Below are 15,302 nucleotides of genomic sequence, written 5' to 3'. Positions count from 1 at the left end.
AGTTGACTCAACACCCGTTGAAAAATCATCTTTTGCCGCGCGTCGGGTGCGCGGGTAGCCTTGGTCCGGTCAATCGAATCACAACCAAAAAACCGACCGGAGGGCTTCATGTATTTCGACCGACGACTATGGGCGATGATGGCCGGAATGCGCTGGCGGGTTGCCGCCGCGGTTGCGCTCGGGCTGCTCGCGATGAGTGTCGGCATCCTGCGTTTCGTGTTTCTCGGCCGCGTGCTGGCGCTCGTTTTTGCCGGCGCGCCGGCGCGCGATATTGCGGAAACCGTCGCCGCAACGGCGGCTTGCGTGCTGCTGCGTGCATGGCTCGATCATCGCCGCACGGTGCTCGCGCAGCACACGGCCGGGCGCGTGCAGTCCGCGCTGCGCGCGCGGCTGTTCGACCGGATCGCCGCGCTCGGCCCCGCCTGGTTCAGCGGCGAGCGCACGGGCGGCGTGATGCTGGCCGTCGTCGACGGCGTCGAGCAACTGCAGACCTTCTTCGGCGTCTACCTGCCGCAGCTCGTGATCGCCGCGTGCGCGCCGGTCATGATCTTCGCGGTGCTCGCGTGGTGGGACGTGCCGACGGCCGCGATCCTGCTGGTCGCGGCGCTCGTCACGCTCGCGCTGCCGCAACTCGTGCATCGCGCCGACCGGCGCGCGGCGCTCGCACGCTCGGCCGCGTTCAAGGCGTTCGGCGAGGAGTTTCTCGACGCGGTACAGGGCTTGCCGACGCTGAAGGCGTTCGGGCAAAGCGGTGCGTTCGGCGCGAAGCTGGCGGCCAAGGCGCGCGCGCTGTCCGACAGCACGTTCTGGGTGCTCGCGCTCGGGCTGCTGACGCGGCTCTTCACCGATCTCGGCACCGGCCTCGGCGCGGCGGCGGCGATCGCGGTCGGCGCATGGCGCGTGCGCCATGGCGACATGAGTCTCGAGGCGCTGCTGATCGTGCTGATGGCCGGCAGCGAAATCTTCCGGCCGCTGCGCGACCTGCGCGGCGTGCTGCACCAGGGGATGATCGGCCAGTCGGCGGCGAACGCGATTCACGCGCTGCTCGACGCGGGCGGCGACGCACCGCCCGCAGTCGCATCGCGCGTGCCGCACGTGCGGCCGGAGATCGTGTTCGACGGCGTCAGCTTCGCGTATCCGGGGCGTCGCGCGGACGCGCATGCGTCGCTGGGCTTCACGGTGCGCGAAGGCGAGACGGTCGCGATCGTCGGCCCGAGCGGTGCCGGCAAGTCGACCATCGTGCGCCTGCTGCTGCGCCAGCACGATGCGCAGGGCGGCACAATCCGCATCGGCGGCCACGACGTGCGCACGCTCGACGCCGACCAGGTGCGCGAGATGATCGCGGTGGTCGCACAGGACGCGACGCTGTTCGACGGCAGCGTCGCCGACAACCTGCGGCTCGGCCGTCCCGATGCGAGCGACGCGGACATGATCGCGGCCGCGCGCGCCGCCAACGCGCACGATTTCATTTCGGCGTTGCCCGACGGCTATGCGACGCGCATCGGCGAACGCGGGCTGATGCTGTCGGGCGGTCAGCGCCAGCGGATCGCGATCGCGCGTGCGCTGTTGCGCGACGCGCCGATCCTGCTGCTCGACGAGGCGCTGTCGTCGGTCGATGCCGAGAACGAGGCGCTGATTCAGCAGGCGCTCGACCGGCTCACGCGCGGGCGCACGACGCTCGTGCTCGCGCACCGGCTGTCCAGCGTGATCGGCGCCGATCGGATCCTGGTGCTCGACCACGGGCGGGTGGTTGACGAGGGCACGCATGCGGCACTGATCGCGCGCGACGGCCCGTATCGCCGGCTGATGGGGCCGCAGCTGGAGGCCGCCGCCGAAGCCGTCGGCATGGCCGCGACCGCCGGCGGCGTGGGCGCACGCGCCGCGTCGGGCCCGCAGGTCAGGCCGCTGAACGACGATGCGGCGACCATCGGCTGGCCCGAAACGTTGCGCGCGCTGCTGCGTTTCGTCAGTCCGTGGAAGGGCAAGGTCGTGCTGACCGTGCTGTTCGGAATCGGTCGCGTGCTCGCGTTCATCGGCGTCGGCGTGATCGGTGCGCTGGTGGTCGGCGGCGTGTCGACCGGACACGCGAACGGCGCGCTCGTCGCGGCGCTGCTCGTCGTCGCGCCGGTCGCGGCCGTGCTGCACTGGCTCGAATCGTGGCTCGCGCACGACATGGCGTACCGGCTGCTCGCCGAGATGCGCATCGCGCTGTTCGCGACGCTCGAACGGCTCGCGCCGGCCGGGTTGCTGCGCCGCCGTTCCGGCGACCTGGTCGCGCTCGCGACGCAGGACGTCGAGACCGTCGAATACTTCTACGCGCATACGCTCGCGCCGGCGTTCGTCGCCGTGCTGGTGCCGGCCGGCGTGCTGGTGCTGCTCGCGTCGGTCGCATGGCCGCTCGCGCTGGTGTTGCTGCCGTTCCTGCTGTGGGCCGGACTGGCGCCCGTGCTGGCGCGGCGCGACGTCGACCGGCTCGGCACCGGTGCCCGCGAGGCGCTCGGCCAGCTCGGCGCGCATCTGACCGAAACGATCCAGGGGCTGGCGGAACTGACCGCGTTCCAGGCGCTCGCGCGGCGGCGTGCCGCGTTCGTCGCGGAAGCCGACGCGTACAGGCAGCAGCGCGCGAAGCTGCTCGACGACCTGTCGTCGCAGAGCGCCGCGCTCGAAGTCGCGAGCGGGCTCGGCGGGCTGGCCGTCGCTGCGCTCGGTGCGTTGCTGTGCGCGCGTGGCTGGTTCGCGCACGAATCGTTGCCGCTGCTGGTGCTGGTCGCGGTGGCCGCGTTCATGCCGGTGGCGGAGATCGGCCAGGTCGCGCGGCAGCTGGCCGACACGATCGCGTCGACGCGGCGCCTGCGCGCGCTCGAGAAGGAGCCGGTGACGGTCGTCGACGGCACGCACGCGCTGTCCGGCAACGCGACCGTGCGGTTCGAGGAAGCGGGTTTCACGTACCCGGGACGCGGGGTGCCGGCGATCGATCGCGTGAGCTTCGAGGTGCCGCCCGGCAGCACGGTCGCGCTGGTGGGTGCATCGGGCGCCGGCAAGTCGACCGTCGCGAGCCTGCTGCTGCGCTTCTGGGATCCGCAACACGGGCGCGTGACGCTCGGCGGCACCGATTTGCGCGACCTGAGGCTCGACGATCTGCGCCGGCACATCGCGCTCGTCGCGCAGGACACCTATCTGTTCAACGACACGCTCGAAGCGAACATCCGGCTTGCCGCGAACGATGCATCGGACGAGGACGTGCAGCGCGCGATCGATCAGGCGGCGCTCGGCGATTTCGTCGCGCGGCTGCCGGACGGGCTCGCGACGCGGGTCGGCGAGCGCGGCGTGCAGTTGTCCGGCGGGCAGCGCCAGCGCGTCGCGATCGCGCGTGCGTTCCTGAAGGATGCGCCGGTGCTGATCCTCGATGAAGCGACTTCGCATCTCGACACGATCAGCGAGCAGCAGATCCGCGCGGCGCTGGAGGACCTGATGGCGCAGCGGACGTCGATCATCATCGCGCACAGGTTGTCGACCGTCCGCAACGCGGACACGATCCTCGTGATCGAGCACGGCAGGATCATCGAGGCGGGCACGCATGCGGCGCTGATCGCGCGACAGGGTGCGTATGCGCGGCTGGTCTCGCATCAGGCGAGCGGGGTGGCGGCGTGACCGACCGCGCTTCGAGGCGGTGCCGAACGGCGTTGTCGCTCGCGGTACACGCCGTTCGTTGAGCCGCGCCGGCGGTGGCCGGCATCACGATCGCCGCGGCGTCGGCGCGCAACGGGGCCCTCCGGTCACGCCGAATTGCCGGGCGTTCCGCGCTTCCACGCCATGCGCCCATCCGCGCACGCCTTTCCTCCGATCAATCCCGCCCGTGCGGCTCGGGTTTGTCTCGATTCATTTTCCTGTTGAGTATTTTTTTGTTGTCGTAGTATCCGTGTTGACAACACTTGTTGCACTAAGGTCTAATTCAACATCGCATGTTGCGGTGCGGCTTGATGTCGTCGTTCCCCGGCCAGCCGGCCGGTTACATCGCTCAACCATGCGGAGAAAAGTCATGAGTCGCCGTTCCTTCCTGAAAGCCGTCGCGGTGGTCGCCGCGCTCGGCGCCAGCATCGCGCACGCGGATACCAGGACGCTCGTCGTCGGGACCGATACGTCGTTCATGCCGTTCGAGTTCAAGCAGGGCGACAAGTACGTCGGCTTCGATCTCGACCTGTGGGCGGAGATCGCGAAGGACCAGGGCTGGAAATACACGATCCAGCCGATGGATTTCGCGGGCCTGATCCCGGCGCTGCAGACGCAGAACATCGACGTCGCGCTGTCGGGGATGACCATCAGGGAAGAGCGGAAGAAGGCGATCGACTTCTCCGCGCCGTACTACGACAGCGGCCTCGCGGCGATGGTGCAGACGGATAACACGACGATCAAGTCGATCGACGACCTGAACGGCAAGGTGATCGCCGCGAAGACGGGCACCGCGACGATCGACTGGATCAAGGCGCACCTGAAGCCGAAGGAGATCCGCCAGTTCCCGAACATCGACCAGGCCTATCTCGCGCTCGAGGCCGGCCGCGTCGACGCGGCGATGCACGACACGCCGAACGTGCTGTTCTTCGTGAACAACGAAGGCAAGGGCAAGGTGAAGGTCGCGGGCCAGCCGGTCAGCGGCGACAAGTACGGGATCGGCTTCCCGAAGGGCAGCGCGCTCGTGCCGAAGGTCAACGCGTCGCTCGTGAAGATCAAGGCCGACGGCCGCTACGCGCAGATCTACAAGAAGTGGTTCGGCGCCGAGCCGCCGAAGATGTGAGTGTGACGGCACAGCATGGCGCGGCCGGGCGGCCGCGCCGGTCTTGAATCGGACGGGGAGCGACAGGTGAATTTCGATTGGTCGGCGATCTGGGCGGCGTTGCCGGACCTGATGGACGGGGTCCGGTTGACGGTGTTCATCGCATTTTTCGGGCTGGTGGGCGGATTCGTCGTCGGGATGATCGCGGGCATGTTCCGCGCATACGGACCGAAGGCGATGAACGTGCTCGCACAGGTTTATATTGAACTGATCCGCGGCACGCCGATCGTCGTGCAGGTGATGTTCCTGTATTTCGCGTTGCCGCTGCTCGCGCATATCCGGATCGACGGCCTGACGGCCGCGATCATCGCGATCACGGTGAATTCGGGCGCGTATCTCGCGGAAGTGGTGCGCGGCGCGCTGCTGTCGATCCCGAAGGGGTTGACGGAAGCGGGGCTCGCGATGGGCCTGTCGATGCCGCGCGTGCTGCTGAAGGTGGTCGGGCCGCTCGCGTTCCGGCGCCTGATTCCGCCGCTCGGCAACCAGTGCATCGTGAGCCTCAAGGACACGTCGCTGTTCATCGTGATCGGCGTCGGCGAATTGACGCGCAAGGGGCAGGAAATCATTGCCGGCAATTTCCAGGCGGTCGAGATCTGGACCGCGGTGGCCGTCATCTACCTGATGCTGACCGGCGCGATGACGCTGACGCTTCGGCTCGTCGAAAAGAGGATGCGCATCTTATGAGCATGATCGAATTCCAGAACGTGTCGAAGAGCTTCGGCCATGTGCCGGTGCTGAAGCATATCGACCTGAAGATCGATGCGGGCGAGGTGGTCGTCGTGATCGGTCCGTCGGGCTCGGGCAAGTCGACGATGTTGCGCTGTATCAACGCGCTCGAGAAAATCACGAGCGGCGAGCTGCTGGTCGACGGCCAGAGCGTGCGCGGCAACGCATCGACGATCCGCAACATCCGGCTCGAAGCGGGCATGGTGTTCCAGCAGTTCAACCTGTTTCCGCAGATGACCGCGCTCGAGAACGTGATGTTCGGGCCGACCCAGGTACGCGGCGCGTCGCGCGCCGACGCGCGCGACCAGGCGATGGCGCTGCTCGACAAGGTCGGCCTCGAATCGCGCGCGAATCATTATCCGTCGGAGCTGTCCGGCGGCCAGCAGCAGCGCGTCGCGATCGCACGCGCGCTCGCGATCCGGCCGCGGCTGATGCTGTTCGACGAGCCGACGTCGGCGCTCGATCCGGAATTGCGCCACGAAGTGCTGAAAGTGATGCAGGATCTCGCGACCGAAGGGATGACGATGATCGTCGTCACGCACGAGATCGGCTTCGCGAAGCGGGTCGGCACGCGGTTGCTGTTCATGGATCAGGGCGGCATCGCCGAGGACGGCCATCCGGTCGACCTGATCGACCGCCCGCCGACACCGCGCCTGAAGGAATTCCTGAAACACGTGTCCTGAACGAAACCGAATCAACCGACATGCCGCTTTCCTCGTCTCCCGTCATCGCCGGCACGCCGTTCGACATCGGCGTGCGCCTCGGCGAGCTTGCCCGCCCCGTGTTCGATGCGTACATGCAGCAGAGCAGCGCATGGCAGGCCGTGCGCCGCTGGCGCGGCCATCCGTTCGTCGCCGCGCTGCGACAGGCCGCGCTGGCCGCGTACCCCGATCTCGTTGCGGAACTGGACGGGATCGCGGCAGGCATCGGCTGGCCGGCCGAGGACATCTTTCTGTGGAACTGCCGCGGCGAATTGATCCATCACGCGCCGGACGGCTGCACGACGCTCGCCGGGCGCGATGCGCACGGCACGCGCTGGATCGCGCACAACGAGGACGGCGATCCGTACCTGCGCGAGCGCTGCCTGCTGGTCGACGTGCAGCCGCAAGGCAAGCCGGGCTTCATCAGTTTCTACTACCCGGGCTCGCTGCCCGGGCATACGTTCGCCGCGAACCGCGCGGGCATCGCGCAGGCGATCAACAACCTGCGGATCCGCACGCCGGCGCTCGGCGTGCCGCGGATGATCCTCGCGCGCGCCGTGCTCGACGCCACATCGCTCGATGCGGCCGCCGACGTGCTGCGCACGCATGCGCGCGCGAGCGGCTTTCACCACACGCTCGGCGCGACCGGCGATACGCGGCTCCTGAGCATCGAGGCGAGCGTCGCGCGCTGCTCGGTCGTCGAAGTCGCGCGTCTTGCCGGTCACGCGAACCATCTCGTGCATCCGGGATGCGAGGGGGAAGCGCAGATCGTCACGCAATCGTCCGGCGATCGTCAGCGGCGTGTCGATGCGCTGACGCCGGGCATCGACGCGATCGACGAAGCCGCGCTGCTGCGCGTGCTCGGCGACCGCGCACCGGAAGGACTGCCGATCTATCGCGACGATCCGGCCGACCCCGACGACGAAAACACGCTGGCGACCGCCGTGTTCGCGACTCGCGACACCGCGATCGACTTCACCATTCACCAGCACGGCGCGCAGCGCTTCGCGACGCGCATCGTGCCGTCCGCGCACGCGCGCAGCGCGTCCTGATCCATGAGGCAACGCATGACGACCGTTTTTCATCGCGCTCCACGCGCCACCTTGCCCGTCGCCGTTGCAGGCGACGGCATCGAGATCATCGATTCGACCGGCAAACGCTACATCGACGCGTGCGGCGGTGCGGCCGTGTCGTGCCTCGGCCACAGCAACCAGCGCGTGATCGATGCGATCAAGCGGCAGGTGCAGCAACTGCCGTACGCGCATACGTCGTTCTTCACGACGGACGTGGCGGAAGAATTGGCCGACCGGCTCGTCGCGGCCGCGCCGGCCGGTCTCGAACACGTGTATTTCGTGTCGGGCGGATCCGAGGCGATCGAAGCCGCATTGAAGCTCGCGCGTCAGTATTTCGTCGAGAAGGGCGAGCCGCAGCGCCGCCATTTCATCGCACGTCGCCAGAGCTATCACGGCAACACGCTCGGTGCGCTCGCGATCGGCGGCAACGCATGGCGGCGCGAGCCGTTCCTGCCGCTGCTGATCGAAGCGCATCACGTGAGCCCGTGCTATGCGTATCGCGATCAGCAGGCCGGTGAAACCGACGAAGCCTATGCGCAGCGCCTGGCTGACGAGCTGGAGCGGAAGATCGTCGAGCTCGGCGCGGAAAACGTCGCGGCATTCGTCGCGGAAACGGTGGTCGGCGCGACGGCCGGCGCGGTGCCGCCGGTGCGTAGCTACCTGAAGAAGATTCGCGCGGTGTGCGACAAGTACGGCGTGCTATTGATCCTCGACGAAATCATGTCGGGGATGGGGCGCACCGGTTACCTGTTCGCGTGCGACGAAGATGGCGTCGCCCCCGACCTGCTGACGATCGCGAAGGGGCTCGGCGCAGGGTACCAGCCGATCGGCGCGACGCTGGTGAGCGATCACATCTACCGCACGATCGTCGACGGCTCGGGTTTCTTCCAGCACGGCCACACGTATCTCGGTCATGCAACGGCCTGCGCGGCCGCGCTCGAAGTGCAGCGCGTGATCGCCGAAGAGAAGCTGCTCGACAACGTGAAGGCGCGCGGCGAGCAACTGCGCGCGTCGCTGCGCGAGCATTACGGCGCGCATCCGCATGTCGGCGACGTGCGCGGTCGCGGGCTGTTCGTCGGCGTCGAGCTCGTGCGCGATCGCGACAGCAAGGCGACGTTCGATCCCGCGCTGAAGCTGCATGCGGCGGTCAAGCGCGAGGCGATGCAGCGCGGGCTGATGGTGTATCCGATGGGCGGCACGATCGACGGCGTGCACGGCGATCACATCCTGATCGCACCGCCGTTCGTCTGCACTGCGCAGCAGATCGACACGATCGTCGAACGGCTGTCCGGCGCGATCGATGCGGCGCTCGCATCGGCCGGCGCGTGAACCTTTACCTCATCGAATCCTCACCATGACGGACAGACTGCCTCCCTTCGATCCCGCATCGGCCACCGACGAGCAGAAGGCCGTGCTCGCGGACATTCTCAGCGGCCCGCGCGGCAACCTGAACGGGCCGTTCCTCGGCTGGATCGCGAGTCCCGAGCTCGCGCAGCACGCGCAGCGGCTCGGCGCGTTCTGCCGCTATCGCACGGGTCTGCCGCTGCGACTGTCGGAGCTCGCGATTCTCGTGACGGCCGCGCGCTGGCGTTCGCAGGCCGAGTGGCACATCCATCATCCGATCGCGCTCGATGCCGGTGTGCCGGCCGCGACGGCCGACGCGATCCGCCGCGGCGTCGAGCCGGTGTTCGAGTCGGACGACGATGCGCTGATCCATGCGTTCGCGAGCGAGCTGTACGACACGCGGCGCGTGAGCGATGCGACGTTCGCGCGCGCGCAGGCGCGTTTCGGCCACGAGACCGTCGTGAACCTCGTCGCGCTGCTCGGCTATTACGCGCTCGTGGCGATGACGCTCAACACGTTCGGTATGCGCGCGGACGGACAAACGGATTTGCCGTTTCCGGAGTAATCGCCGCATGCGGGGGGGATCGCGTTCATTGCGTGTGCTTCAGCGCGAATGGCGGGATCTTCCGCGACATCGATCGCCCGATGAAATACCGCCGGAGCGATGTCGAACCGTCTGACGATAGGGCGACGCAGTGCGGCAAGGCCGCGCCGCTCTGGGGTCGACATCAATGAAACCAATTGTATTCGTGCGGGATCAGCCGCGATCGCACGCGTATGATGGCTTGTTCACGTCGATAAGATCGGTGAGCAAGCATGACTAGTACCCGTAAGACATTGATGATCGCCGGCGGCCTGCTGGTTGCCGCGGCCGGCACCGGCTACGTGATGCTGCTGCGTGCGGACCACCGCGCGATCGCGGAGGCCGGCATCGGCGATTCCGCAGCCCCTGCCGCCGCCGTGACGGCGGCGAACGACGGTCACACCGCACAAGGCACGATCGCGCCGCCTGCGGCGGTCGCCGTCCCTTCCACGCACGTGGATGAGGCCGCGCCGAAACCAGCGGCCGCACGGCCGCCATCCGCGGCTCCTGCGCGTACGAGCGCGGCGCCGGCATCCGCTGCCGTCGCGCCGGTCGTCGCCGCGCCGGCGCCACCGGCGAAACCGAGTGCGCCGCCGCCGACCGTCCATGTCGTGACTGTCGAGCCGGAGGTTGCGACCCCGCCGAAAGTCCAGCCCGCTCCGCCCGTAAAAGCGCCGGTACAAGCAGCGCAACCCGTGCAATCGACGCCGCCGGCCCAGGCGACGCAGGCGGCTCGGCCGAGTCAGCAGGCGGAGCAGCCGACCCAGCGCGCGGCGCGCAAGCGCGACGGGCTCGAGCGGCACGCGGCTGCGCCCCCCGCGATGAAATCCGAAACGCCTGAAACCGCTGCACTCGTGCGGGAATCGGCAAAGCTCGATCCGTCGTTGCCGCCGCCGCAATACGTGGCGACGCCGAGCGCCGATCGGCAGCACGCGACGACGGGCGCGAATCCGGTCGCCGCCGCGATGACCGACCAGCTCGTCAAGCAGTCGAGCAGCTTCAAGGCAGCCACACCGGCGAACGCGGGGCCTGGCGTGGCGCAGTGAGAAGGGAGCGGCCGCGCTCGCGCAGCGCCGCTCGATGCAGGATGAAAAAGGGCCCCGCACGCCGACCAGGGCATGCGGGGCCAAGAGACACGAACCTGTGTGGTGCGTCGCGCGTTACGCGGCGATCGCTTCTTCGGCCTGCGGGGCGTCGGCGGCAGCGGGCGTCGCGTCTTGCCGGATCAGGTGATCGAACGCGCCGAGCGATGCCTTCGCGCCTTCGCCCACCGCAATCACGATCTGCTTGAACGGCACCGTCGTCACGTCGCCGGCGGCAAACACGCCCGGCACCGACGTCGCACCGCGCGCATCGACGACGATCTCGCCGTGCTTCGACAGTTCGATCGTGCCCTTCAGCCATTCGGTGTTGGGCACGAGGCCGATCTGCACGAACACGCCTTCGAGATCGACCCGCTTCGTTTCACCCGAACGCAGATCCTTGTAGACGAGCCCGTTCAGCTTGCTGCCGTCACCGGTCAGCTCGGTCGTCTGCGCCTGCGTGACGATCGTCACGTTCGGCAGGCTGCGCAGCTTGCGCTGCAGCACTTCGTCCGCGCGCAGTTGCGCGCCGTATTCGATCAGCGTGACTTCCGTCACGATGCCGGCCAGGTCGATCGCGGCCTCGACACCCGAGTTGCCGCCGCCGACCACCGCCACGCGCTTGCCCTTGAACAGCGGGCCGTCGCAGTGCGGGCAGTATGCGACACCGCGGTTGCGGTATTCGCGCTCGCCCGGCACGTTGATTTCGCGCCAGCGCGCGCCGGTCGCGAGAATGATCGTCTTCGCCTTCAGCACGGCGCCATTCGCGAGGCGGATCTGGTGCACGTCGCCCGGAATCAGCGCGTCGGCGCGCTGCACGTCCATGATGTCGACGTCGTACTGCTTCACGTGCTGCTCGAGCGCCGCGGCGAACTTCGGTCCTTCCGTTTCCTGCACCGACACGAAGTTCTCGATCGCCATCGTGTCGAGCACCTGGCCGCCGAAACGCTCGGCGACGACGCCCGTCGCGATGCCCTTGCGCGCCGAATAGATCGCGGCGGCCGCACCGGCCGGGCCGCCGCCGACGATCAGCGTGTCGAACACCGGCTTGTTCTCGAGCGACTTCGCGGCGCGGGCGCTGGCGCCCGTGTCGAGCTTCGCGAGGATTTCCTTCACGCTGCTGCGGCCCTGGCCGAACGATTCGCCATTCAGGAACATCGTCGGCACGGCCATGATCTGGCGTGCTTCGACTTCGCTCTGGAACAATGCGCCGTCGATCGCGACGTGGCGGATGCGCGGGTTGATCAGCGACATCACGTTCAGCGCCTGCACGACTTCCGGGCAGTTCTGGCACGACAGCGAGAAATACGTCTCGAACGCGTAATCGCCGTCGAGCGCGCGGATTTGTTCGATCACGTCGTCGTCGAGCTTGAGCGGATGGCCGCCCGTCTGCAGCAACGCGAGCACGAGCGACGTGAATTCATGGCCCATCGGGATGCCGGCGAAGCGGATGCCGGCCGGCTTGCCGGGTTCGCCGATCGAGAACGACGGCTTGCGCTCGGCATCGTCGCGGCGTTCGGTCACGGTCACGCGCGACGTCAGCGACGCAATCTCGTTCAGCAGCGCAAGCAGTTCCTGCGATTTCGCGCTGTCGTCGAGCGACGCGACGAGTTCGATCGGGCGCGTGATCTTTTCGAGGTACGCTTTCAGTTGGTTCTTGAGATTGGCGTCGAGCATGGCGTTTCGGATTCCGTATTGATAATTATGGTCGGGCACGTCGTGCCGGAGAAGGGCGCGGGCCGCACGAGGCGGCCCGCATTCGCGTGACGCGCGCGCCTCGTGCGAGGCGCGCGGCGCGAACGTCAGATCTTGCCGATCAGGTCGAGCGACGGGGTCAGCGTTTCCGCACCCGGCGTCCACTTGGCCGGGCACACTTCGCCCGGGTGTGCCGCGATGTATTGCGCGGCCTGCACCTTGCGCAGCAGTTCGCCTGCGTCGCGGCCGATGCCGTTGTCGTGGATTTCGCACAGCTTGATCTCGCCTTCCGGGTTGATCACGAACGTGCCGCGCAGCGCCATCCCTTCTTCCTCGATCAGCACGTCGAAGTTGCGCGACAGCGTGAGCGTCGGGTCGCCGATCATCGGGTACTTGATCTTGCCGATCGTGTCCGACGTGTCGTGCCATGCCTTGTGCGTGAAGTGCGTATCGGTCGATACGCCGTAGATCTCGACACCCAGCTTCTGGAATTCCGCGTAGCGGTCGGCGAGGTCGCCCAGCTCGGTCGGGCAGACGAACGTGAAGTCGGCCGGGTAGAACACGACGACGGACCACTTGCCCTTGAAGTTCTCTTCGGACACGGGCACGAAATCGCCGTTGTGGTATGCGGTTGCCTTGAACGGTTTGATTTGGGTGTTGATGATCGGCATCTTGCGAGTTCCTTTGCTTGGGTGTTGATGAAGTGTTGCCAGTATCCGGGTTCACCCCAGGTTTGTGAAATTGCTTGTTTCAATCCGCGGCATCGGGAATTTCTATCTGCTTCCGGCCCCCGTCGCGACGGGCCGTCCGGTCGACCCGTGCCATCCGGGCCGGGCCTTCCGGCGGATTTCGGCCAGCCGGCGCTTCTGACACATTGGGCGTGCGGGAGGGCGCGGCGCCGGGCGACGGCGACGCACCCCGCGCAAGGGCCCGGCGCCCGTTCGGTACGAACGGTTGCGCGGTCGTCAGACACGCTTCGTCCCACTGCCGCCATGAACCTCTTTTCCGGACGCGCCCTGTGTGCGCTGCTCGCGTGGTTCCGCGAGATCGTCCCCACGCGGCGATGCCTGCATCGGCTCCTGCGCGGTGCGGCCTGCGTATTCGTGGCCCTCTCGTGTGCCGCGCCGGCGCTCGCTGTCGATGCGTCCGCGCCGGCCGCGACGGCGACACCCGCCACCACGTCGACCGGCCTCGTGCAGATGCCCGACGGCCGGCTGCTCGCGCCCGAGTTCGCCCGCATCGTCTCGCGCGGCGCGCTCGTCGTCGCGGTGCTCGGCGTCGATCAGCCGCCGTTCTTCATGTCGCGCAACGGCGCATTGGCGGGCGTCGACATCGATCTCGCCGACGAACTCGCGAAAAAGCTCGGCGTGTCCGTGCAGTTCGACCGCGATGCGCGCACGTTCGACGATGTCGTTCACCTGCTCGCGACCGGGCAGGCCGACGTCGCGATCAGCAAGCTGTCGCGCACGTTGCCGCGTGCGCAGGTGATCCGCTTCAGCACGCCGTACATCAACCTGCGACGCGCGCTGCTGATCAATCGCGTCAGCTTCGCGGAACTCGCGAAAGGGCGCGCGCTGCCGGAAGTCGTGCGCGATTACCGCGGCACGATCGGCGTCGTCGCGGGGTCGGCCTACGCGGAATATGTGCGCAACGACTTCCCGGCCGCGCGGGTGCGCACGTATCCGAGCTGGCCGGCGACGCTCGACGCGCTGAACGCCGGCGCGGTCACGGCCGTGTATCGCGACGAACTCGCGATCAAGCTGGTGATGCAGGACGACCCGACCGCGCCGATCCGCTTGCGCGTCGCGACCTTCGACGACCTCACCGACGCGCTTGCCGTCGGCGTGCCGGTGTCCACGCCGACGCTGCTCGCGTTCGTCAATCAGTTCCTGGCCGAGCGCAACAAGCGGCTCGACGTGAAATCCTTGCTCGATGCGATGGGTCGCTGACATGAACATGAACGAGAACATCAGGATCATGCCTCGCATCGAGCGGCTGCATGCGTTCGCGATCCATCCGTTGACGGTATTTGGCAGCCTCGCGCTCGGGATCGTGGCGGGCGTGCTGTGGCCGGCCGCCGCGCCGAAGTTCGACTACGTGGGCCAGGTGTACGTCGGCCTGCTGAAGATGACGGCGCTGCCGTTCATGACGGCCGCCGTGATCTTCAGCCTGCAGCGGCTGCTGCGCGACGGCAGCGCGTCGGATCTCGTGATGCGTGTGATCGCGACCTTCGGCTGCGCGTCGGTGTTCGTCGTGGCGGTCGGCGCGGTCGTGCTGGTCGCGATGCGGCCGGGCGAGCATCTGTCGAACGCGACGCTGAAGGCATTCGGCGCGCTGGTCGGCAGCGACGGCGCGGCGAGCGACACCGTGATGACGCTGTACGGCGCCGATCCCGCGGAGAAATCGTCGGGCCTTGCCGACATGCTGATCGCGCTGGTGCCCGGCAACTTCTTCGCGGCGCTCGCGAGCGGCGACACGCTGAAGGCGCTGGTGTTCTCGCTGTTCTTCGGCTTCGCGTCGGGACGCGTGCCGGCGAGCATCTCGGCGGCGCTGAGCCAGACGCTGGAGACCGTGTATTTCACGTGTCAGAAAATCATGCACTGGCTCGCGTATCCGACGCCGATCGTGCTGTTCTGCGGCGGCGCCGCGCAGATCGGCACGTCGGGGTTCGGGCCGCTCGAGGCGATGGTCCGCTTCGTCGCCGCGTTCGCCGTCGTCGCGCTCGTGCTGATCGCGGCCGCGATCGTCGTGATCTGGAAACGCTCGGGCGCGACGCTGGCCGAGACGCTCGCCGGGTTGCGCACGCCGTTCGCGATGGCGCTCGCCACGCGCAGCAGCGTGGCCTGCATGCCGAGCATGATCGAGTGCCTGGCCGACGGCTTCGGCTTCGCCCGTGCGCGCGTCGAACTGGTCGTTCCGCTTGCCGTGTCGCTGCTGCGCGTCGGGCCGATGGTTTATTACGCGAGCGCGACGCTGTTCGTCGCGCAACTCTACGAACGGTCGCTCGGCCCCGGCGAGCTTTGCGTCGTGCTGGTCGCATCGGTGCTGGCCGGATTCGCGTCGACCGGCACGTCGGGCGTCGTGACGGTGTCGCTCGCCGGCATGGTGTGCGCGGCACTGCATCTGCCGTTCGAGGCTGCGTTCGTGCTGTTCGCGGCAATCGATCCGTTCTGCGAAATATTGCGGACGCTGTTGCTGGTGATCGGCAACTCGGCCGTCGTATCCGCGATCTGCGCGCGGCCGCCGCGCGCGTGAAGGAGGGGAGGC

The 15,302-nt window shown here is 67.9% G+C and carries 12 protein-coding genes; 10 read left to right on the top strand and 2 right to left on the bottom strand.

Features of this window, described 5'->3' with window-relative positions:
• Window positions 1-108: 108 nt before the first annotated feature.
• From ACV22V_RS19080 to ACV22V_RS19045, 8 genes are all read left to right on the top strand, one after another.
• Window positions 109-3,651 (top strand): ABC transporter ATP-binding protein/permease, encoded by a 3,543-nt coding sequence (locus tag ACV22V_RS19080; protein WP_448015077.1) that lies wholly within the window; start codon window positions 109-111, stop codon window positions 3,649-3,651.
• Window positions 3,652-4,039: 388 nt separating this feature from the next.
• Window positions 4,040-4,792: a glutamine ABC transporter substrate-binding protein GlnH gene (glnH, locus tag ACV22V_RS19075; RefSeq protein WP_059700050.1), complete on the top strand. Its 753-nt coding sequence runs from the start codon at window positions 4,040-4,042 to the stop codon at window positions 4,790-4,792.
• 15 nt (window positions 4,793-4,807) lie between these two features.
• Entirely contained in the window at window positions 4,808-5,515 is a 708-nt protein-coding gene (glnP, locus tag ACV22V_RS19070) for a glutamine ABC transporter permease GlnP (RefSeq protein WP_175912039.1), read from the top strand.
• Entirely contained in the window at window positions 5,512-6,240 is a 729-nt protein-coding gene (gene glnQ / locus ACV22V_RS19065; RefSeq protein WP_059524930.1) for a glutamine ABC transporter ATP-binding protein GlnQ, read from the top strand. The genes glnP and glnQ overlap by 4 nt, the downstream gene beginning before the upstream one ends.
• A gap of 20 nt (window positions 6,241-6,260) precedes the next feature.
• On the top strand, window positions 6,261-7,310 hold the full coding sequence (locus tag ACV22V_RS19060; protein WP_448015075.1) for a C45 family autoproteolytic acyltransferase/hydolase: 1,050 nt from the start codon (window positions 6,261-6,263) through the stop codon (window positions 7,308-7,310).
• A 15-nt stretch (window positions 7,311-7,325) separates the two neighbouring features.
• Window positions 7,326-8,660, top strand: coding sequence for an aspartate aminotransferase family protein (locus ACV22V_RS19055; RefSeq protein WP_448015074.1), 1,335 nt, complete (start codon window positions 7,326-7,328; stop codon window positions 8,658-8,660).
• A gap of 25 nt (window positions 8,661-8,685) precedes the next feature.
• Window positions 8,686-9,240 carry a carboxymuconolactone decarboxylase family protein gene (locus ACV22V_RS19050; RefSeq protein ID WP_059818878.1) on the top strand — a complete coding sequence of 185 codons (555 nt, stop codon included), beginning with the start codon at window positions 8,686-8,688 and terminating at the stop codon, window positions 9,238-9,240.
• A gap of 251 nt (window positions 9,241-9,491) precedes the next feature.
• Window positions 9,492-10,304, top strand: coding sequence for an extensin (locus tag ACV22V_RS19045; protein ID WP_448015073.1), 813 nt, complete (start codon window positions 9,492-9,494; stop codon window positions 10,302-10,304).
• A 114-nt stretch (window positions 10,305-10,418) separates the two neighbouring features.
• Here the strand turns inward: ACV22V_RS19045 and ahpF are convergent, their stop codons facing one another.
• Entirely contained in the window at window positions 10,419-12,017 is a 1,599-nt protein-coding gene (gene ahpF / locus ACV22V_RS19040) for an alkyl hydroperoxide reductase subunit F (protein WP_448015071.1), read from the bottom strand.
• Window positions 12,018-12,142: 125 nt separating this feature from the next.
• On the bottom strand, window positions 12,143-12,706 hold the full coding sequence (ahpC, locus tag ACV22V_RS19035; protein ID WP_006488685.1) for an alkyl hydroperoxide reductase subunit C: 564 nt from the start codon (window positions 12,704-12,706) through the stop codon (window positions 12,143-12,145).
• A 321-nt stretch (window positions 12,707-13,027) separates the two neighbouring features.
• Here ahpC and ACV22V_RS19030 point away from each other — a divergent pair, with 321 nt between their 5' ends.
• Complete coding sequence (locus tag ACV22V_RS19030; protein ID WP_448015070.1) at window positions 13,028-13,984, top strand: ABC transporter substrate-binding protein; 957 nt, start codon at window positions 13,028-13,030, stop codon at window positions 13,982-13,984.
• A gap of 1 nt (window position 13,985) precedes the next feature.
• A complete protein-coding gene (locus ACV22V_RS19025) occupies window positions 13,986-15,290 on the top strand; it encodes a dicarboxylate/amino acid:cation symporter (RefSeq protein ID WP_448015068.1) in 1,305 nt (434 codons plus the stop codon).
• Window positions 15,291-15,302 lie beyond the last annotated feature (12 nt).

Source organism: Burkholderia sp. AW33-5, from assembly GCF_053427615.1.
The sequence above is the reverse complement of the archived record's forward strand: the minus strand, read 5'-3'. Positions and strand labels throughout refer to the sequence as shown.

What these genes read in the sequence shown, in the direction of transcription:
- ACV22V_RS19080 (WP_448015077.1), top strand. Translation starts at nt 109, where the DNA reads ATGTATTTCGACCGACGACTATGGGCGATGATGGCCGGAATGCGCTGG.
- glnH (WP_059700050.1), top strand. Translation starts at nt 4,040, where the DNA reads ATGAGTCGCCGTTCCTTCCTGAAAGCCGTCGCGGTGGTCGCCGCGCTC.
- glnP (WP_175912039.1), top strand. Translation starts at nt 4,808, where the DNA reads ATGGCGCGGCCGGGCGGCCGCGCCGGTCTTGAATCGGACGGGGAGCGA.
- glnQ (WP_059524930.1), top strand. Translation starts at nt 5,512, where the DNA reads ATGAGCATGATCGAATTCCAGAACGTGTCGAAGAGCTTCGGCCATGTG.
- ACV22V_RS19060 (WP_448015075.1), top strand. Translation starts at nt 6,261, where the DNA reads ATGCCGCTTTCCTCGTCTCCCGTCATCGCCGGCACGCCGTTCGACATC.
- ACV22V_RS19055 (WP_448015074.1), top strand. Translation starts at nt 7,326, where the DNA reads ATGACGACCGTTTTTCATCGCGCTCCACGCGCCACCTTGCCCGTCGCC.
- ACV22V_RS19050 (WP_059818878.1), top strand. Translation starts at nt 8,686, where the DNA reads ATGACGGACAGACTGCCTCCCTTCGATCCCGCATCGGCCACCGACGAG.
- ACV22V_RS19045 (WP_448015073.1), top strand. Translation starts at nt 9,492, where the DNA reads ATGACTAGTACCCGTAAGACATTGATGATCGCCGGCGGCCTGCTGGTT.
- ahpF (WP_448015071.1), bottom strand. Translation starts at nt 12,017, where the DNA reads ATGCTCGACGCCAATCTCAAGAACCAACTGAAAGCGTACCTCGAAAAG.
- ahpC (WP_006488685.1), bottom strand. Translation starts at nt 12,706, where the DNA reads ATGCCGATCATCAACACCCAAATCAAACCGTTCAAGGCAACCGCATAC.
- ACV22V_RS19030 (WP_448015070.1), top strand. Translation starts at nt 13,028, where the DNA reads ATGAACCTCTTTTCCGGACGCGCCCTGTGTGCGCTGCTCGCGTGGTTC.
- ACV22V_RS19025 (WP_448015068.1), top strand. Translation starts at nt 13,986, where the DNA reads ATGAACATGAACGAGAACATCAGGATCATGCCTCGCATCGAGCGGCTG.